The following is a 21,534-nucleotide window of genomic DNA, read 5'->3' as shown; positions in this document are numbered from 1 at the left end:
TTCTTTCATCCAGTGATGAGCGTCAGGCCAGGACGAGCTGGTGGTTGGCCAGCAGCGTGGCGAGGTCGGTGGTCACGCCGTTGAGGGTGATCAGCGCCGTTGCCGAATAGGCACTCCCCGATCCGTCACGGTCGATGTTCAACGTCGTATTGCCACCGCTGACCGTCACGCTCAGGTAGTTGCCGATGGCATCCCCCGAATCGATGGTGGCCACGCCATTGATGTAGCGCGCCGCGCCATCCGCGTCGGCGGTGTAGCCCACCAGCAGATCCTTCAGCTCGATGCGGTCTGCATTGGCCGTGGCTTCGAAAGTCCCGACCTCGAACGAACTGACCGCGTCCGCACCGTTGCCGCCCGTGGCATCGGTGGTTGCGAGCAGCTTGTACAGCAGCGTGTCCTTGCCCCCGCCCGTGAGCTTGAAGGTGTCGTTGCCGGCACGCCCCTCGAACACGTTGTCTCCCGCGTTGTCGGTGAAGGTGTCCGCGCCGCTGCCGCCCGCCAGGCCTTCGATGTTCTTGAAGGTCGCCGTGCCGAAGCCGGTGTTCTGCGCGCCGGTGTTGCCCAGGTCGATCGTGAGCGGTGCACTGTCGGCGAGCTTGTAGTCGACGATGTCGATACCGCCGGTGTTGCTCCAGGCCCTTACGCCGGACACCGTTACCGCGCCGCCACCGCCTTCGAACTTGTCGTTGCCGCGGGTGGCGAAGAAGGTGTCGTTGTACCCGGTGCCGACGATGCCGTTGCCGATGTTGGCATCGGCAACGTTGCTCCCGGATTCAGTCGTCAGCACAAAGGCGTGGTTCGCCTCGCCGGCCTTCAGTCCGGTCCAGGCGGCATTCACGTTTTCGATCGTGTTGCCGCCCAGGTTGCCCAGCCCGCCGACGTCTGCCGCCTTGCCATTGGCGATGCGCAGGAGTGCCAGCGTGTAGGTTTCCTTCGGGTCGAGCCCGTAGAAATCGACGATCGCCGAGCTGTCGTTGGTCTGGTTGCCGGACTGCGGATTGATCATCTGCGTGGCCACCCGCTTGCCCGACGAGTCGAACAGCTGGACGGTGTTGCCATACAGCGCGTTGATGCCCTGCGCATCGAAGATGCGGAAGTGCAGCGACGTGCCGTCGGCCACCGTGCTGGTGTTGGCGATGAACTTCGTGTTGCCCTTCTGGGTGAACGCCAGCAGATCCCTGTCGCCATCCCAGTCGATATCGGCTGCGATGGCACCGGTCACGGCGTTGTTTGTCAACGGGTCGCCGGTCCAGTTGCCGATCGTGCTCGACCCGCCAAGCAGATTGACCCTGCCGAACTCGATCTTTCCAGCCGAACTGTTGTTCGTATAGAGATTGATCTGGCCGGTGTTGCCGATGGCCGTCAAGCCGCCGGTGGCACCGAAGCCCGGCAGTTCGATGGCGTCCATCTTGCCGTCGCCGTTCCAGTCGACTGCGAGCGAGGGGCCGCCCTGCTGCCAGGGAGGGGTGCCGCTCCCGCCCCAGTCGGCGAAGGTAAACATGTTCGTCGGCGTATTGCCGATCTTGTCGCCATTCCAGTCGTCCATCGCCAGCTTGCCGGTGCCGTCGTTGAACAGGAGGCGGCTCTGATACTGAGAACCGACCGCCGGGCTGTAGCCACGACCCATGAACAAGTCCATGTAGCCGTCGCCGTTGAAGTCGGCCCAGGTCATGGAGATGCCGTTGCCGTAGCTCGGGTCGTCGTCGGCGCGCTGGAACGTCTGCTCGATGATCTGCGTGTTTTCCCAGGTGCCGTCGCCCTTGTTGGTCGCGACGACCAGGCGATACGGATCGGAGCTCTTCGCCGTGGATGCCAGGGCCGGATCAGCGGAAGGCCCGCCGATTTTCGTGAGGCCCGCCGTCGCGTGATAGACGATATCGACCTTGCCGTCGTTGTTCAGATCGACGCCCGACAACTCCATGTCGAAAGTGGCGTTCTGGTAGTTGCTCGAATTCGCAGGGCCGGGAGTGGCTGCCTGGTCATCGGTGTAACCGCTGTCCTTGGTCATGCCGAGGATGCTGCCGTCGACATTCAGCACGACCTGGGAGTCGTACCCTCCTCCGCTCGTGGAGTCGTTGGGCGTCTGGTCGCCATAGGCCAGGTCGATAAAACCATCGCCCGTCTTGTCGAAGGCCATCACGCCGCCGTACCAGCTGAACGTGTTTGCGCTGCCCAGGGTGAGCTTGTCGCCGCCTACGGCGGACGGCCCACCGACCTGCACCGCGGTGTAGCCGCTGCCATTGAAGATGAAAGCCTGCTGACCATCGTCATAGGTGCTGTCTTCAGCAAACAGGTCCATGTGCCCGTCGCGGTTGAAGTCCATGAACGTGGCGTTCTGAACGTAGTTGCGTCCGACATATCCCGAGTCGTACCCCAAGCTCCCCGCTTCGTTGGTGTTGCTCCACAGATGGGTTTGATTGAAGTTGCCAAGCGAAGCGCTGTCGGTCCCGCTGGCATCCAGCATCGTCTGGTTGGTGTGGATGCGCCACATGCCGTTCTCGCCGAGCGTGTAGGCGGTTGCCTTCTGGTTCGGGTCACTGGCCGCGGAGCCGACCGTCACCGTAGGCGCGGCAGAGACGATCAACTCGCCCTTGGTATCGTCGGAAGCGATCAGCACACCGGAAGCGCTCTTGACAACGGCCTTGACGTCGTAGGTTCCAAGCGCGATCGCCGACGGCACCTGCACATACCAGGTGTTGTGCTGCGAATCGACGACCACTGCGCCATTGGCCGAGCTGTAGGTCTTGCCGTCAATGGTGACCTCGATGAACTCGCCGTTGGTCAGCTTGAAGGGCATCGTACCGGTGACGAGTGGCGTCGTGTCCACGGTCACCTGGCTGTTGACCGTCACGGCATAGTCGACGGTGATCGTGAACGTAGCCCAAGCGCCCCCCCGGTTGCTCACCGCGTCCTCGACGCGGGCGGTGTAGCTGTAGGTCTTGCCATCGGCCAGACCCGCGTCCTCGAAGGTCCATGTCGCGCCGCCGGTCATGGTGGCGTTACCCAGACGGGTGCCGTCGCGATAGACAGCCACAACCTCGCTCGCGCCGAGCGAGCCTGCAAGCGTGCCGTTGAGCACCGGATTGGCGTCGTCAGTCGTGGTGCCGCTGCCGAAACTCCCCTTGGACGAGCCCTGGTCGTCGGTGTAGCTCGTGATCGCTACCGTCTGGGTTGGCGCCTGTTGATTGCCGCCCGAGTTCACGACGACCGTCACTCCCTGCTGGATCCAGATGTCTCCAAGCGTGTTTTCGGCTGGCAGCGTGCTGTTGTGATAGATGCTGTAGCTCACCCCACCAACGTTCGTAGTTCCCGTGTTGCTCCAGCTGTCGGTCCCGCGGAGCAACTCCACCGTGTCGCTGGCATCCCCGGTCACACGCAAGTGGCCTTGGCCCGCGCCATTGCCGGTACCGGTGCTGCTCTGCTGGCTCAGGACATCGGCGATCCGCAACTTCAAAACGTTGCCCGTGTTGCCCGCGCCCCGTCCCAGATCGAAGTTCTCGAAGCCCTTCACCTTCAGGCCCAGTTGCGACAGGTCGAGCGTGACGTTCGAGCTGTCGATGGCCAGGGTGTCGATCCACAGGCCGCCGTCCACCCGGACCACGCCATTGATTTCGTTGATGTGGATGCTGTCGTTCCCCGCGCCGCCATACGCGCTGTCTCCTGCCTGCACACCGGTGATGACGTCGTTGCCGGCGCCGCCGGAGAGCCTGTCTCTGCCAGCCGTCGCCTTGATGACGTCGTCGCCAACAGTCATCAAGTTGGTGAAGTTGAATGCGTCGGCATAGACCACTTCCAGGTAGCCCGCCGCAGGCGTCCAAGGCATGCCCTGGTATGCGGAACCGAGGGCCAGGTCGGCCTGGCCATCACCGTTCAGATCGGACAACGCCACGTTCACACCGAGCATCGATCCGGAGTTTGCATCGCCCTTCTGTCTATAGGTGAAGCTCGCGCTGTTCGCCAGCTTGGCACCCGAATAGGTTGCTGCGACGCTCATCGTCCCCGAGTAGCCGCCTTGCTGGCCATACACGATATAGACCGCGCCGTTGTTGATGCCTCCAATGTCGGCCAATGGTGCGCCAATGGCGATGTCGTCGATACCGTCGCCGTTGAAGTCGCCCACCGAAGTCCCGTTGCCGAACATCGCATCCGGCGTGCTGTCCGATGCCGTGATGACGAAGCCATCGGCAGACGAGAGGTTGGCGAGGTTGATGTTGGACTTCACGCCACCGGCCTTGCCGTAGACCACGTAGACGCGACCTGGCCCACTTTGCTCTCCCGCATCCGGTCCGAATTGCGGCGAACCGATGATCAGGTCCGCAATGCCGTCTCCATTGACGTCGCCAGAGGAAGTGGGCATGCCGGTGTTCGACAGATACCCGTACGGCTCCGGATCGATGTAGGTGCCGAGGAACTGGCTTGCCTGCTCGCCATAGACGCGGAAGCCATTGGCGATGTTCGTGTAGTCGGTCTGCAGGCTGTAGTCCTGCGGGAAGCCTTTCGCCGTGCCATAGATCACCTGAATGGCCCCGGCATCGCCCAGGTTGGCCACGGGGTTCCTGGCGTTGTACAGGCTGTAAGCAAAGTCCGAGTACCCATCCCCATTGATGTCCCCGATGTTCACCACGTTAACGGGATAACCGTTCGTGTTGTCGTTGTAGATGACAGTGTGGGGTCGCGAGCTTTCCGTGGACGAGCCGCGACTGTCCGAGACATAGCTCGACGGGCTTGAGCCGGTAAAGCCGACGTAGTAGTTGGCCCACGCTGCAGTGCCCGCTGCCCCGGCATGCCCATAGATGATGGCCGTGCCCGAGGAGCCAGTTCCCCGCTGCCAGTCCTGCATGACGATGTCGGCATACCCGTCGCCGTTCACGTCCACGAGCGCGCCGCCCGCACCGAACCAGGTCGATCCCCCCTCGCGCTGCACGATGGCAACACCGTCGCTGTCGCCGCCAGACGAGATGATGGTGCGGACATCCACGTTCACCGGTGTGGAAGTGGCGCTCGCGGAAGACCTCCCGAAGATGACCCAGTCGCTGTTCAGGTTGTCGTCGTAGACGATCACGTCCGAATAACCGTCGCCATTGACGTCGCCATAGCCCTGCACGGCAGTCAGGATGTTGGAGTCGGAAATATCCCCCGACGTATATATCTTCAGCCCGTCGGTTCCAGGCAGGTGTGCAATATCGCTCAGGTCTGGCAGCCCTTGCTTGCTGCCATAGAGAATGTTGACGCTCCATTTGTTCGCGCTGCGTTGGGCGGACGATCCATGAGGTGCCACGACCGCGAAGTCGTTGTAGCCATCTCCGTTGAAATCGCCGATTGCCTGCACGTCGTAGCCGAAGTTGTCATGGCTGGCGCTACCGGAAATCTTGCTTGTGCCGCCACCCACGGTCACCGTTGCCGGTGCCGAAAGGTTGCCGTTGTAGTCTTGCGCCACAGCCGTAACGATCGCGCCGACATTCACCGGCGCGCTTTTCGCGTCGATGCTCCATGTGCCGTCAGCGGTGACCGTGGCCGTGAATGGAAGCACGTAGTCGACCACGCCATCGGCGTTGCTGTCGACGCTGAGTCTCACGGTGATCGGCCTCGTTGCGGTGGGGGAAACCACCGGCATGTCGGCGTCCGAGGTCGTTCCCGAGAAGCTGTTGCCATCGGATTTCTGGATGGTGACCGCAGGCGGCGTTGTGTCGGCAGCCTGCGTTCCCTTGCTCGAAGCATTGCCGGCAAGGTCGTAGGCAACGGCTGAGACGACCGTGTTGGCCGCGATGGGCGTCGACGAAGTCCAGGTCCAGTTGCCGTTGGTATCCGCCGTGACGCTCGCCTCGACAGACCCGTTGTTGCCCACGTCGATCGCGACAAGTGCATAGGCTTCAGTTGTGCCTGCAACCAGGGTGCTGCCGACGCGTTGCAGGTCGAGCCCAGGGCTGGTCCGGTCCACCGTTACCGCGATGTTGTTGGCCGCCGCCGTGCTGTTGCCCGCCGCATCCGTGAGGGTCGCGCGGAAGAGATATTTGCCGTCGGACAGGTTGTTCTGCGCGGCGGTCGTTGCCTTCCAGACCAGACCGCCGTCGGTGGATACCTCATAGCTTGCGGTCGAGGCGTCGGCACCGGTCAACACGAGATCGAAAGTGTTGTCGTTGCTGTTGTGGTCAGACGATTGATTGGCTGCCAATGTGCCCGCCGCGGGGAAGCTGTCCGAGTAGTTGCCCAGGCTCAGTGTTGCAACGGGCGGCGCCACGGTGTCGACGGTGAAGGTCAGCGGTGTCGACTTCGGACCCTCGTTGCCGGCCGCATCGACGTTGCTCGTCGTCAGGCTGTGTGCGCCGTTGGCCAGCTCCTTGCCAGGCTCGGGCGTAAAGCTCCAATTGCCCCTGCCGTCCGCCGTTGCGGAGCCGATCAGCGTGCCGTTGTCGTAGACCCTGACGATGCCGTTGGGCTCTGCTCCCGCTCCCTTGAGTACAGGGTGGGTTTCGTTGGTCGTGCTACCCGAGGTGATCGGACCGCTGACCGGATCGATGTTGTCCATGACGCTGTCTACGGAAGGCGCCGTGGAGGGCGCGACCGTGTCGACCGTGAAGGCCAGCGGTGCCGACCTGGGCCCTTCGTTGCCAGCCGCATCGACGTTGCTCGTCGTCAGGCTGTGCATGCCGTTGGCCAGTTCAGACCCCACTGCGGGCGTGAAGCTCCACTTGCCTGCGCCGTCCGCCGTTGCAGTGCCGATCAACGTACCGTTGTCGTAGATCCTGACGGTGCCGTTCGGCTCTGCTCCCGCGCCCTGCAACACAGGGCGGGTTTCGTTGGTCGTGCTGCCCGAGGTGATCGGGCCGGTGACCGGTGCGGTGTTGTCCATGACGCTGTCGATGGAAGGTGCCGCAGACGGTGCAATCGTGTCGACTGCGAAAGTCAGCGGTGTCGACTTCGGACCTTCGTTGCCAGCCGCGTCGACGTTGCTCGTCGTCAGGCTGTGCGCGCCGTTGGCCAGTTCCTTGCCGGCCTCGGGCGTGAAGCTCCACTTGCCCGCGCCGTCGGCAGTTGCAGAGCCGATCAGCGCGCCGTTGTCGTAGACCCTGACGGTGCCGTTGGGCTCTGCCCCCGACCCCTGCAGTGCCGGACGGGTTTCATTGGTCGTGCTGCCCGAAGTGATCGGGCCGATGACCGGTGCCGTGTTGTCCATGACGCTGTCGATGGAAGGCGCTGCCGTAGGCATGCTCTGGTCGACGGTGAGGGTGAAAGCAGCCGAGGTGGCGCCTCGGTTGCCCGCCGCGTCCTCGACGCGGGCGGTGTAGCTATAGCTGGTGCCGTTGGCGAGACCGGCGTCCTGGAAGGTCCAGGTCGCGGCGCCGGTCACGGTGGCAGCGCCAAGGCGAACGCCGTCGCGATAGACCACCACCTCGCCCGCGCCGAGCGTGCCGGCAAACGTACCGTTGAGCTGCGGCGTTGCATCGTTGGTCGTGCTGCCTGACGTGAAGGTGCCTTGCTGCGGGTCCTGGTCGTCGGTGTAGCTCGTGATCGCCACCGTCTGGGTCGGTGCCGTCCGGTCGAGCGTGATCGCGTAAGCCGCACTCGGAGCGCCCTGGTTGCCGCCCGAGTTCACGACGCGGGCGGTGTAGCTATAGGTCGTGCCGTCGGCAAGGCCCGCATCGCTGAAGCTCCAGCTGGTGTTCGTCACAGTGGCTGTGCCGACCACCGTGCCATCGCGCAGCACCTGGACCACGTCGCCTGCGTTCAGGGCGGTCGAGATCGAGCCGCTGAACGTTGGCGTGGTGTCGTTGGTCGCGCCACCGTTGGCCACATTGCCCTGCACCGGATCTGTGTCGTCCTGCACCTGCAGGATCTGCACCGTCTGGGTGACACCCGAGGTGTTGACGGTGAAGCTCAGGCTGTTCGAGGCGGCACCGGCGTTGCCGGCAGCGTCCATTACTCTGGCCTCGTAGGTGTAGGTCGTGCCGCTCGAGAGGCTTGCGTCCTCGAAGGTCCAGGCCGTGCCGGTCACCTTCGCGGTGCCGACGTGCGCGCCGTTGCGGAACACATGCAGCTGCTCGGTGCCATTCAGCGCCGCCGAGAGCGTGCCCTCCAGCGTCGGCGTGTCGTCGTTGGTGCTGCCGTTGGCCGCGATGTCGCCCGAAACCGGGTCGACGTTGTCGATGGCGCGGGTGAGAACCACCCTTTGCGTCGGCGCCGTGGTGTCGATGCGGATGGTGTAGGCGTTGGAGTCGGCACCCGGATTGGCGGCCGCATCCTGGATGCGGGCGGTGTAGACGTAGGTGCCGCCGCTGGCGAGGCCGCTGTCGGCATAGGTCCAGTGCGTTGCATCCGTCATGGTCGCGGTGCCGACCTCCTTGCCGTCACGCAGCACGACGACCTTCTCGCCGGCCTGCAGCGCTGCGGTGATCGAGCCCGTGATCTGCGGCGCCGTGTCGTTGGTGTCGCCGTTGTTGGCCACGGTGCCTTGCTGCGGATCGACATCGTCGATCACTGCCGTGATCGTGGCGGTGGTGGCCGAGCCGGTGGTCTGCAGCGTGATGGCATAGGGCGAAGAGGCCGCACCGGCATTGCCGGCTGCGTTCTCGACCCGGGCGGTGTAGCTATAGCTCGACGCGTTGACGAGGCCGGTTGCGTCGATGAAGGACCAGCTGGTGCCGGAGACCGATGCGTTGCCGATCCTGGCGCCGTCGCGATAGACCACGACCACTTCGGTGCCGCCGAGGCCAATCGACAGCGTGCCTCGCAACTCGGGCTGCGAGTCGTTGGTGGTGCCGCCGTTGGCGATGTTGCCCTGGCCCGGATCGACGTTGTCGAACACGGTCGAGATCGTTACCACCTGCTTCGGCACCGAGGTGTCGATGTTGATGGCATAGCTGCCCGAGATGGCGCCGCGGTTGCCGCCCGCGTCCTCGACGCGGGCGGTGTAGCTGTAGGTCTGGCCATTGCTCAGGCCTGCATCATTGAAGGTCCAGTTGGTCGCATCGGTCATCGTCGCGGTGCCGACCACTGCGCCATCGCGCAGCACCACCACCGTCTCGCCGGTATTCAGCGCGACCGAGATCGTGCCCGCCACCTGCGGCGTCAGGTCGTTGGTGTGGCCGTTGTTGGCCACCATGCCCCGCTGTGGATCGAGGTCGTCGTTGACCGCAGTCACAACCGTCGATTGCGTTGGCGCAATGGTGTCGACCGTGAAGGTCAGCGGTGTCGACTTCGGCCCCTCGTTGCCAGCCGCGTCGACGTTGCTCGTCGTCAGGCTGTGCGCGCCGTTGGCCAGTTCCTTGCCGGCCTCGGGCGTGAAGCTCCACTTGCCCGAGCCGTCCGCCATTGCGGTGCCGATCAGCGTGCCGTTGTCGTAGACCCTGACCGTGCCGTTCGGTTCTGCACCGGCTCCCTTCAACTCGGGGCGGGTGTCGTTGGTCGTACTGCCCGATGTGATCGGACCGGTGACCGGTGCCACGTCGTCCATGGCGCCGTCGATGGAAGGCGCCGCCGTGGGCGCGCTCTGGTCGACTGTGAGCCTGAAGGCGGCCGAAGCACCACCCCGGTTGCCCGCCCCGTCCTCGACGCGGGCGGTGTAGCTGTAGCTGGTGCCGTCGACGAGGCCCGCGTCCTGGAAGGTCCAGGTCGTGGCGCTTGTCATGGTGGCGGCGCCCAGACGGATGCCGTCGCGATAGACCGCCACCACTTCGCCCGCAACGAGCGTGCCGGCGAGCGTGCCGCCGAGCTGCGGCGACGTGTCGTTGGTCGTGCTGCCAGATGCGAAGGTGCCCTGCTGCGGGTCTTCGTTGTCCGTGTAGCCCGTGATCGCTACCGATTGGAGCGGCAAGCCGGTGTGCACGGTCAGTGTGAAGTCGGCCGAGGCCGTGCCCTTGTTGCCTGCCGCATCAGCGATCACCGCCGTGTAGTTGTGGGTGCTGCCATTGGCCAGTGCCGGCGTGGCGAAGGTCCACGTGGTGTTTGTCACGGTGGCCGTGCCCAGCAACGCGGTGCCTTCGTAGATCTGCACGACGTCGCCGGTCTTCAGGCCCGAGACCGTGCCCTTGAGCACCGGCGTGGTGTCGTTCGTGCTGGTGCCGCTGCCGTATTCGCCGGTGTTGGGCGCAACGTCGTCGGTGTAGGCGGTGATGGCCACGGCGTTGTCCGTGGTCGGTGCGCTGCTGTCGATGACCACGACTTGAGAGGTCGCCTGCGTCGCGTTGCCTGCCGCGTCCACCACGCGTGCCAGGAAGGTATGGCTGCCATCGGGCAGCGAGACGCCCGTGTTGTCGTACTGGTAGGTGCTGCCGCTGACCAGCGTGGCGTTGTTCCAGGTCTTGCCGTTGTCCAGCGAGACCTGCACCGTGGCACCCGCCTCCATTGCCGCGTCGATCGTGACCGTTGCCACGAGAGTGCGGTCGCTGGTGACGAAGTCGCTGCTGCTCGTGCCGGTGTCAGTGCTGATCGCGCCGAGCGTGGCCTTGATCGCGGGCGCCGTGGTGTCCACGTTGATCACGAAGTCGCCCGAGGGCTTGCTCTCGTTGCCCACCGGGTCGATGGCCGTAGCGGTGAGCCTGTGCGCCCCCTCCGCCAGCGGTGTGGTCGGCGTGAAGCTCCAGCTGCCGTCGGCCTTCACCGTCGTGCTGCCGATGGCGCCGCCGTTGTCGTAGACCTGAATAACGTCGCCCGGTGTCGCACCGCTGCCGGTGAGCGTGGGCGTGGTGTCGTCGCTGGCGCCGCCGCTTGCGAGCGGGCCCTGCACCGAGCCGACGTCGTCCGAAGCTCCGCCGATGGCCGGCACGTTCGGCGCGCTCGTGTCGATGGTCAGCGCGAGGCTGGCTGCGCCGTTCTTGCCTGCGGCGTTCACCGCGGTGGCCGTGTAGTTGTGAGCCCCCTCGCCCTGCACTGGCAGCGTGAGGCTCCAGTTGCCGTTGGCATCCGCCGCGGTGGAGCCGAGAACGGCCGCACCTTCCTTGACGGTCACGACGGCACCCGCCGTGGCCGAGCCCGCGAGCGTGGGCGTGGTGTCGTCGGTTGACGCGCCGGCGGCGAGATTGCCTTGCTTGCTGCCCTTGTCGTCCAGCGCCTGGGCGATGCTGACGACGACATCCGTGGTGTCGACCTTGAAGTCCAGCGGAGCGCTGGCGACGCTGGTGTTGCCCGCGGCGTCGGTGAGCGTGTGCGTGATGCTGTGCGCGCCCTGGCCCAGTGGCGTGCTGGGCGTGGAGCTCCAGCTGCCATCGGCCTTGACAGTGGCACTGCCGAGGAGAGTGGCACCGTCGTACACCCTGGCGGTGTCGCCGGCCTGGGCGCCGCTGCCGCCGAAGGTTGGGGAGGCGTCGTCGGTGGTGCCGCCGGCCACGATCGGACCGGTGACTGCGCCCTGGTCGTCCGTGGCCCCGACCACGCCCGGAGTCGCCGGTGCCGTGGTGTCGAGCAGGATCGGGTAGGCGCCCGTGGCTGGGCTGGTCTGGCCCGCGCCATCGACTGCAACGGCGCTCAGGTTCTTGACACCGTCGCCGCTCAATGGGCTGGTGGTCACGCTCCACGTGCCGTTGGCGGCTACGCTGGCCGATCCGACGGGCACGCCGTCGGCGCGCACGATCACGATCGTGCCGGCCGTGCCGGTGCCGTTCAGCGTGAGGGTGTTGTCGTCGGTGCTGGCGTTAGGGGCAACGCTGCCGCTCACGCCACCCTTGTCATCGTTCACACCGGTGATGGCCGGTGCTGCGGGCGCATCGCCCAGCAGGGTGAAGGTCGAGGCGAGCGTCACGGAGCTGACGTTGCCCGCCGCATCCACCGCCTGCGCGGTGAGGCTGTGCGGGCCCGTGGCCAGGGGCAGCGCGGGCTCGAAGCGCCAGCTGCCGTCGGCATTCACTGCCGTGCTGCCGATCAGCTTGCCGTTGTCGTAGACGTTGATGCTCGACACCTGCGCGGCGTCTGCCTTTCCGGTGTACACCGGCTTGCTGTCGTCGGTCTGCGCGCCAGTGGCGATGGGGCCTGTCACGGCACCCACGTCGTCCAGCACCTGGATCAGGGACGGGTCCAGCGCCGCGGGCGCCGTGGTGTCCACGTTGAGCGTGAAGGCACCCGAACGCGGGCTCTCGTTGCCGGCCGGATCGGTCAGCGTGTAGCTGAGCTGATGCGTGCCCTCGCCGAGCGGGTTGGTCGGCGTCAGCGTGCCGGTGGCCGGGTCGTAAGTCGCGGCAACCTTGGTGCCATCGACATACAGCGATGGTGTCGAGCCAGCCGCAACCGTGCCGATGTTGATGCCGGGCGTGGTGTCGTCGGAGGTCGCGGCGACGCTCGCCGGATTCCTGATCGCGCCGGCATCGTCGGCATAGCTCGTCGCGGCGGCCGGAGCAGCCGGAGCGGTCGTGTCGACGGTGATGGCGAGTGCCGGTGACGGCTTGCTCTCGTTGCCGGCCGCATCGGTCAGCGTGTAGCCGATCTGATGTGCGCCCTCGCCCAGGGGGTTGGTTGGCGTCAGCGTGCCGGCAGCTGGGTCATAGGTCGCTGCAACCTTGGTGCCGTCGACATACAGCGACGGCGTCAAGCCAGCCGCAACCGTGCCGATGTTGATGCCCGGCGTGGTGTCATCAGTGGTCGAAGCGGTGCTTGCCGGGTTCTGGATCGCACCGACGTTGTCGGCATAGCCTGCCGCAGTGGCTGGCGTGGCCGGAGCGCTGGTATTGACGGCGACGGCGAGCGCCGGGGCCTGCTTGCTCTCGTTGCCCGCGGCATCGGTCAGCGTGTAGCCGATCTGGTGCGCGCCCTCGGTCAGCGGCGTGTTCGGCGTCAGTGTGCCGGCGACCGGGTCATAGGTTGCGGCGACCTTGGTGCCGTCGACATACAGAGACGGCGTCAAGCCGGCCGGCACCGTGCCGATGTTGATGCCGGGCGTGGCGTCATCGGTGGTCGAAGCGGTGCTTGCCGGGTTCTGGACCGCGCCGATATTGTCGGCATAGCCTGTTGCTGCGGCCGGGGTGGCCGGGGCGGTGGTGTCCACGTTGACCACGTAGTCGCCCGAGGGCTTGCTCTCGTTGCCCACCGGGTCGACGGCCGTGGTGGTGAGCCTGTGCGCGCCCTCGGCCAGCGGCGTGGTCGGCGTGAAGCTCCAGCTGCCGTCGGCCTTGACCGCCGTGCTGCCGATGGGGCTGCCGTTGTCGTAGACCTTGATGACGTCGCCCGGCGTCGCGCCGATGCCGGCAAGCGTGGGCGTGGTGTCGTCGGTAGCACTTCCGCTCGCAAGCGGGCCTTGCACCGAGCCGACGTCGTCTCCGGCCTTGCCGATGGCCGGCACGCTCGGCGCCGTCGTGTCGATGGTCAGCGAGAGGGTGGCCTCGCCCTTCGTGCCGGCGGCGTTCACCGCGGTGGCCGTGTAGTTGTGCGCGCCCTCGCCCTGCTCTGGCAGCGTGAGGCGCCAGTTGCCACCGGCATCCGCCGTAGTGGAGCCCAGAACGGTCGTGCCTTCCTTGACGGTCACGATGGCTCCTGCAGTGGCCGTGCCCACGAGCGTGGGCGTGGTGTCGTCAGTGAGCGCACCAGGGGCGAGGTTGCCCCGAATGCTGCCGTGGTCGTCCACCGCGTGGCCGACGCTGACGACGACACCCGAAGTGTCGACCGTGAAGGCCAGAGGTGCACTGGCGGCGCTGGTGTTGCCCGCGGCGTCGGTGAGCGTGTGCGTGATGCTGTGCGCGCCCTGGCCCAGTGGCTTCTCGGGCGTGAGGCTCCAACTGCCGCCGGCCTTGACCGTGGTGCTGCCGATGAGGGTGGCGCCGTCGTACACCTTGACGATGTCGCCGACATTGGCGCCGCTGCCACTGAAGGCGGGCGAGGCATCGTCGGTGGTGCCGCCGGTCGTGATCGCGCCGATGACAGCGCCCTGGTCGTCCGTGACCACGACCACAGCCGGTGTGAGTGGCGCCGTGGTGTCGAGCACGATCGGGTAGTCGCCCGTGGCCGGGCTTGCCTGGCCCGCACCATCCACCGCGATGGCTTTGAGGTGCTTGACGCCGTCGCCGCTCAGAGGGCTGGTGGTCACGCTCCAGGTGCCGTTGGCGGCCACGCTGGTCGAGCCCACGGCCACGCCGTCGGCATACACAGTCACGATTGTTCCGACAGTGCCGGTCCCGCTGATGGTGGGCGTGTTGTCGTCGGTGCTGGCGTTCGGGGCAATGCTGCCGCTCACGCTGCCCTTGTCATCGCTCACACCGGTGATGGCAGGTGCCGCGGGCGCATCACCCAGCAGGGTGAAGGTCGATGCCGGGGTGACAGCGCTGACGTTGCCTGCCGCGTCCACGGCCTGCGCGGTGAGGCTGTGTGCGCCAGTGGTCAGGGGCAGCGCGGGCGTGAATCGCCAGCTGCCGTCGGCATTGACGGCCGTGCTGCCAATCAGCTTGCCGTTGTCGTAGACATTGACGCTGGCCACTTGCGCGGGGTCGGCCTTGCCGGCGTAAGTCGGCTTGCTGTCGTCGGTCTGCGCACCGGCGGCGATGGGCCCCGTTACGGCGCCTACGTCGTCCAGCACCTGGATCAGGGACGGATCCAGCGCTGCGGGCGGCGCTGTGTCCACGGTGACGGCGAATGCCGGTGACTGCTTGCTCTCGTTGCCTGCGGCATCGGTCAGCGTGTAGCTGATCTGATGCACGCCCTCGCCAAGCGGGTCGGTCGGCGTCAGCGTGCCCGTGGCTGGGTCATAGGTCGCGGCGACCTTGGCGCCATCGACATAGAGCGACGGTGTCGATCCGGGTGCAACCGTGCCGACGTTGATGCCGGGCGTGGTGTCGTCGGTGGTCGCGGCTGTGCTTGCCGGGCTCTGGACCGCGCCGAAATTGTCTGCATAGCCCGTCGCGGCAGCCGGCGCGGCCGGGGCGGTCGTGTCGACGGTGACGGCAAGTGCCGGTGACGGCTTGCTCTCATTGCCGGCCGCATCGGTCAACGTGTAGCCGATCTGGTGCGCGCCCTCGGCGAGCGGGGATGTCGGCGTCAGGGTGCCCGTGAGGGGGGCGTAAGTCGCGGCGACCTTGCTGCCGTCGACGTAGAGCGATGGCGTCAAGCCGGCCGCAACGGTGCCGATGTTGATGCCTGGCGTGGTGTCGTCGGTGGTCGCGGCGACGCTTGCGCTATTCCGAACCGGACCGGCATCGTCGGCGTAGCCCGTCGCGGCGGCTGGAGTGGCTGGCGCGGTCGTGTCGACAGCAACGGCGAGTGCCGGCGACTGCCTGCTCTCGTTGCCGGCCGGATCGGTCAGCGTGTAGCTGAGCTGGTGCGTGCCCTCGCCGAGCGGATTGGCCGGTGTCAGCGTGCCGGTGAGCGGGTCATAGGTTGCGGCGACCTTGGTGCCGTCGATATACAGCGATGGCGTCAAGCCGGCCGCAAGCGTACCGATGTTGATGCCGGGCGTGGTGTCGTCCGTGGTCTTTTCGACGCTCGCCGGGTTCTTGACTGCACCGGAGTCGTCGGCATAGCTGGTCGCAGCTGCTGGAGCGGCCGGCGCGGTCGTGTCGACGTTGATCACGAAGTCGCGCGATGGCCTGCTTTCGTTGCCCACCGGGTCGATGGATGTGGCGGTAAGCCGATGCGCCCCCTCGGTCAGCGGCGTGGTCGGCGTGAAGCTCCAGTTGCCGCTGGCCCCGACCGCAGTGCTGCCGATGGCGCTGCCGTTGTCGTAGATCCTGATGACGTCGCCCGGCGTCGCACCACTGCCGGTGAGGGTGGGCGTTGTGTCGTCGCTGGCTGCGCCGTTGGCGAGCGCCCCCTGCACCGAGCCGACGTCATCCGCTACCCCAGCGACAGCCGGCACATTCGGCGCACTGGTGTCGATGGTCAGCGCGAAGCTGGCTTCGCCGTTCTTGCCCGCGGCATTCACCGCGGTGGCCGTGTAGTTGTGAGCCCCCTCGCCCTGCACCGGCAGCGCGAGGCGCCAGTTGCCGCTGGCATCGGTCGTGGTGGAGCCAAGAACGGTCGTGCCTTCCTTGACGGTCACGATGGCGCCGGCCGTGGCCTTGCCCTCGAGCGTCGGCGTGGTGTCGTCAGTGCGTGCACCGGGAGCGAGATTGCCCCGCACGCTGCCCTGGTCGTCCGCGGCACGGGCGATGCTGACGACGACGTCCGTGGTGTCGACTTTGAAGTCCAGCGGCGCGCTGGCGACGCTGGTGTTGCCAGCGGCATCGGTGACCGTGTGCGTGATGCTGTGCGCGCCCTCGCCCAACGGCTTGCTGGGCGTGACGCTCCATGCGCCATCGGTCGCCGCCGTGGTGCTGCCGATGAGGGTGGCGCCGTCGTACACCTTGACGGTGTCGCCGGCCTTCACTCCGTTGCCGCCGAAGGTTGGCGAGGCGTCGTCGGTGATGCCGCCGGCTGTGATCGGGCCGGTGACTGCGCCTTGGTCGTCCGCAGCCACAACGATGGCCGGAGTGGCCGGTGCCGTGGTGTCGAGCACGACCGGGTAGAGCCCCGTGGCCAGGCTGGCCTGGCCCGCGCCGTCGACCGCGACGGCGCTCAGGTTCTTGACGCCGTCGCCGCTCAAAGGACTGGTGGTCACGCTCCAGGTGCCGTTGGCGGCCACGCTCGCCGAGCCCACGGCCACGCCGTCGGCGTATACGGTCACGACTGTGCCGACCGTGCCGGTGCCGCTCAGCGTGGGCGTGGTGTCGTCGGTACTTGCGTCCTTGGCGATGTTGCCGCTCACGCTGCCCCTGTCGTCGCTCACGCCGGTGATTGCCGGAGGCGTGGGCCGATCGCCCAGCAAGGTGAAGGTCGATGCGGGCGTGATGACGCTGACGTTGCCCGCTGCATCCACAGCCTGCGCGGTGAGGCTGTGTGCTCCTTCGGCCAGTGGCAGATCGGGTGTGAAGCGCCAGCTGCCGTCGGCGTTCACCGCCGTGCTGCCGATCAGCTTGCCGTTGTCGTAGACATTGATGCTCGACGCCTGCGCCGGGTCGGCCTTGCCGGTGTACTCCGGCTTGCTGTCGTCGGTCTGTGCGCCGGCGGCCAGCGGGCCCTTCACGGCGCCCACGTTGTCCAGCACTTCGATCCTGGAGGGGTCCAGCGCCGGAGGCGGCGTGGTGTCGACGCCGACCCTGAAGGCACCGGAACGCGGGCTCTCGTTGCCGGCCTGATCTGTCAGGGTGTAGCTGAGCTGGTGTTCGCCCTCGGCGAGCGGGGAGCTCGGCGTCAACGTGCCGGTGGCCGGGTCGTAGGCTGCCGCGACCTTGGTGCCGTCGACGTAAAGCGACGGGGTCAGGCCGGCCGCAACGGCGCCGATGTTGATGCCGGGCGTGGTGTCGTCGGTGGTCGCGGCAACGCTTGCCGGGTTCTTGACCGCACCGGCATCGTCGGCATAGCTCGCCGCATCGGGCGGAGCAACCGGGGGCGTTCGGTCAACGGTGATCGAGAAACTGCCCGAATGCACGCTCTCATTACCCACCGGGTCGAGGGCCGTGGCGGTGAACCGATGCACGCCCTCCTTCAGCGGCGTATTCGCCATGGTGAAGGCGAAGCTCCAACTTCCGTCGTCCTTGACCGTCGTGGTGCCGATGGCGATGCCGTTGTCGTAGATCCTGATCTTGTCGCCTGGCGTCGCACCGCTTCCGGCGAACGTGGGCGTGGTGTCATCGGTGAAGCCGCCGTTGGCGAGCGGGCCCATCACCGAGCCGGCGTCGTCCATGACCTCGGCGATGGACGGCACGGCCGGCGGGGTCGCGTCGATGGTCAACGCAAGGGTAGCCTTGCTGTTGGTGCCGGCGGCGTTCACCGCGGTGGCCGTGTACTGGTGCGCTCCCTCGCGCTGCACCGGCAGCGCGAGGCGCCAGTTGCCGCTGGCATCCGCCGTGGTGGAGCCGAGAACGTTCGCGCCCTCCGTGACAGTCACGACGGCGCCTGCCGTGGTCTTGCCCTCGAGCGTTGGACTGGTTTCGTCGGTGAATCCGTCGGGGAACGTCTTTGACTGGCGCCCGGACGCCAGCTTGAGGTTGACGGGCACGCTCGTGGTGTCGACCTTGAAATCCAACGGCGCACCGGCGGCGCTGGTATTGCCCGCGGCATCGGTGGCCGTCTGCGTGATGCGGTGCGCGCCCTCGCCCAGCGGCGTGCCGGGCTTGACGCTCCAGCTGCCGCCGGCATCGACCGTCGTGCTGCCGATGACGCTGCCGTTGTCGAAGACCTTGATGACGTCGCCCGGCGTTGCGCCGCTCCCGTCAAACGCGGGCATGGTGTCGTCGGTGGTGCTGCCGTTGGCGAGCGGGCCCCGCACCGGGCCGGCGTTGTCCGTGACCGCAGCGATGACCGCGGCCGGAGGGGTCGTGTCGAGCACAGCACTGTCGGCCACCGCCGACGTGGAGACATTGCCGGCAAGGTCACGGCTGATCGCGCTGACGCGGATCGCCCTGCCTTCGGTCGGGTTGGCGAACGAAACATTGACGAAACCGTTGGCGACATCCGCCGCGGTCAGCGTGACGCTGGGCGTGGCCGTGCCGTCGGTGAGGCTGATGACGTCGCCCACGGCGGCGCCGGACACGAGCGTGACCTTCGCGGTCACGTCGGCGCCCTTCTCGCTGGCGTTGATGAAGCCGTCGTTGTTGGCGTCGTTGACGATCGCGACGCTGATGACCGGCGCAGTCCTATCGACCGTGGCCGTGGCTTCGGGGCCGGTGTTGCCAGCCGCGTCGGCGGCGGCAGCGCGCAGCACGGTGCCCTCCGGCAAGGTGGCCGCCGGCGCGACGCTGTACTTGCCGTTGAGCGCAACAGTCGTGCCGACGACGTTGCCTGCGCCGTCCTTGATCGTGACCACGGAGTTGGCCTCGGCGGTGCCCGTGATCGCACTCCCGTTGGTCGGGTTGATGGTGGGCGCGGCCGGAGGCTTGCTGTCCACCGTCGCCGTGGCCTCGGGGCTGGGGTTGCCAGCCGCGTCGGTGGCAACGACGTGCAGCACGGTGCCGTCCGGCAGAGTGGTCGCCGGCGTGACGCTGTACGTGCCGTTGGGCCCGGCGGTGGCGCTGCCGATGAGGTTGCCTGCGCCGTCCTTGATCGTGACCAGGGAGCCGGCTTCAGCCGCGCCAGTGATCAGGCGGCCACTGGTCGGGTTGATCGTCGGCATATCGACCGCCGCGCTGTCGACCTTGGTCGTGGCTTCGGGGCTGGTGTTGCCCGCCGCATCGGTAGCGACAACGTGAAGCACCGTACCGTCCGCCGGGACGGTTGCCGGTGTGACGCGGTACGTGCCGTTGGCCGCGGCGGTGGCGCTGCCGACGATGTTGCCCAGGCCGTCCCTGATCGTGACGACCGAGCCGGCTTCGGCCGTGCCCGTGATCGGGTCGCCGTCGGTCGGGTTGACCTTGGGCGCACTCGGGGGCGTTCTGTCTACTGTTGCCCTGGTTTCGGGACTGGTGTTGCCAGCCGCATCGGTGGCGGCAACGTGGAGCACCGTACCGTCCGCCGGGACGGTTGCCGGCGTGACGTGGTACGTGCCGTTGGCAGCGACGGTGGCGCTGCCGATGACCTTGCCCGAGTCGTCCTTGATCGTGACGACAGCGCCGGCTTCGGCAGTGCCCGCGATCCGGCTCCCGTTCGTCGGGTCGACCTTCGGTGCAGCGGGCGGCGCGCTGTCGACCGTGGCCGTGGCGGGCTGGCTGGCGTTGCCCGCTGCGTCCGTTGCCACGACGTTGATCACCGTGCCGTCGACCGGAGGCTTCGCCGGGGTGATGGTGTAGGTGCCGCTGGGCCCGGCAGTCGTGCTGCCGATGACGTTGCCCAGGCCGTCCTTGATCGTGACGACTGAGCCAGCTTCGGCCGTGCCCGTGATCGGGTTGCCGTTCGTCGGGCTGACGGTCGGCGTAGCGGGCGGCATGCTGTCGACCTTGGTCGTGGTGGGCAGGCTGGCATTGCCGGCCGCGTCCGTCGCCACGACGTTGATCACCGCGCCATCGGCCGGAGGCTTCGCCGGGGTGAAACTGTAGGCGCCATTGACTGCGGCGGTCGTACTGCCGATGAGGTTGCCCAGGCCGTCCTTGATCGTGACGACCGAGCCGGCCTCGGCCGTACCGGTGATGGGGCTGCCATCGGTCGGGTCGACGGTCGGCGCGGCGGGTCGCGCGCTGTCGACCGTGGTCCTGGCTTCCGTACTGACGTTGCCGGCGGCATCAGTGGCGACAACATGCAGTTGCGTGCCGTTTGCCGGAGGCGTTGCGGGCGTGACGCTGTACGTGCCGTTGGCAGTGACGGTGGCGCTACCAACGAGCTTGCCCGAGTCATCCCTGATCGTGACCAGGGAGCCGGCTTCGGCCGTGCCGGTGATCGGGCTGCCGGCGGTCGGGTTGACGGTCGGCGCATCGGGCGCCTTGCTGTCGACCGCGGCCGTGGCGGGCAGGCTCGCGTTGCCGGCCGGGTCTGTTGCGACGACGCTGATCACCGTGCCGTGGGGCGGCGGCGTGGTGGGGGTGACGGCATACGTGCCGTTGGGCGCAGCGGTTGCACTGCCGATGACCTTGCCCGCGCTGTCCTTGATCGTGACCATGGAGCCGGCTTCGGCCGTGCCCGTGACCGGGCTGCCGTCGGTCGGGTTGACAGTGGGCCTTGCCGGAGCCGCGCTGTCGACGGTGGTCGTGGCCGGCTGGCTGACATTGCCGACCGCGTCCGCGGCCACGACGTTGATCACCGTGCCGTGGATCGGCGGCGTGGCCGGCGTGATGCTGTAGGCGCCGTTCTGTGCCGCGGTCGCCTGGCCGATGACGGTGCCGTTTGCGTCGATGACCGTGACCACCGAGCCGGGCTCCGCAGTGCCGGTGATCGGACTGCCGTCGGTAGGGTCGACTGTGGGCATCTGGGGCGGCGTGCTGTCGACGGTCGTCCGGGCGTCGGGGCTGACATTGCCGGCCCGATCCACGGCGACGACACGAAGCTCCATGCCGTGCGGCGGCGGCGTGGTGGGGTGGACGACATAGCTGCCGTCGGGCGCGACGGTCGCGCTGCCGATCTCCTTGCCCACACTGTCGGTGACCTTGACGATCACACCCGGCTCTGCGGTGCCGGTGATCGAACTGGCATTGGCCGGGTTGACGGTGGGCCTGGCCGGGGGCGTGGTGTCGCCCGATGCCGCGAGTGGGAGAACCGGCAGTTGCTGACCACCGCCTCCGCCGCCACCACCGGCAGCGCCCGCGACGGCCAGCCCGCCTCCGACCAGCCAGGGCAGCACGCCGAAGTTGAAGTCCTGGTGCAACAGCAAGGGTTCGATGGAATCGATGCCCGTGTAGCCGACCACCAGGTCACCCTGCCCTTCACCGAATCCGGCCAGCCACAGGCCATCCTTGTCGTCGCTCAGCACCAGGTCGTTCTTGTTGCCGTCGAACGACGCGAAGAACTCGCGAATGGTGATGACCTCGCCGGAAACGGCGGTAATGACCAGATCGTTGCCGACACGGCGCATTCCCTTGATCTGTTCTTTGGACAGGCCGATGCGGACAACCGATGCCTCTTTCAGAAGAATCTCGTTCATCGAGACCTGATTGGCTCCGCCGCCGCTCTTGCTTATTACTTTCAACGAAATCATTTTTTAATCCCTGACCTTTTAATCAA

The 21,534-nt window shown here is 66.9% G+C and carries 1 protein-coding gene; it reads right to left on the bottom strand.

The features are described 5' to 3' along the window. Positions 1-22 precede the first annotated feature (22 nt). A complete protein-coding gene (locus BLW48_RS25665; RefSeq protein ID WP_143047782.1) occupies positions 23-21,508 on the bottom strand; it encodes an Ig-like domain-containing protein in 21,486 nt (7,161 codons plus the stop codon). Between the last annotated feature and the right edge of the window lie 26 nt (positions 21,509-21,534).

This window comes from Variovorax sp. YR266 (genome assembly GCF_900107295.1).
In the GTDB taxonomy this organism is placed as follows: domain Bacteria; phylum Pseudomonadota; class Gammaproteobacteria; order Burkholderiales; family Burkholderiaceae_C; genus Variovorax.
The sequence above is the reverse complement of the archived record's forward strand: the minus strand, read 5'-3'. Positions and strand labels throughout refer to the sequence as shown.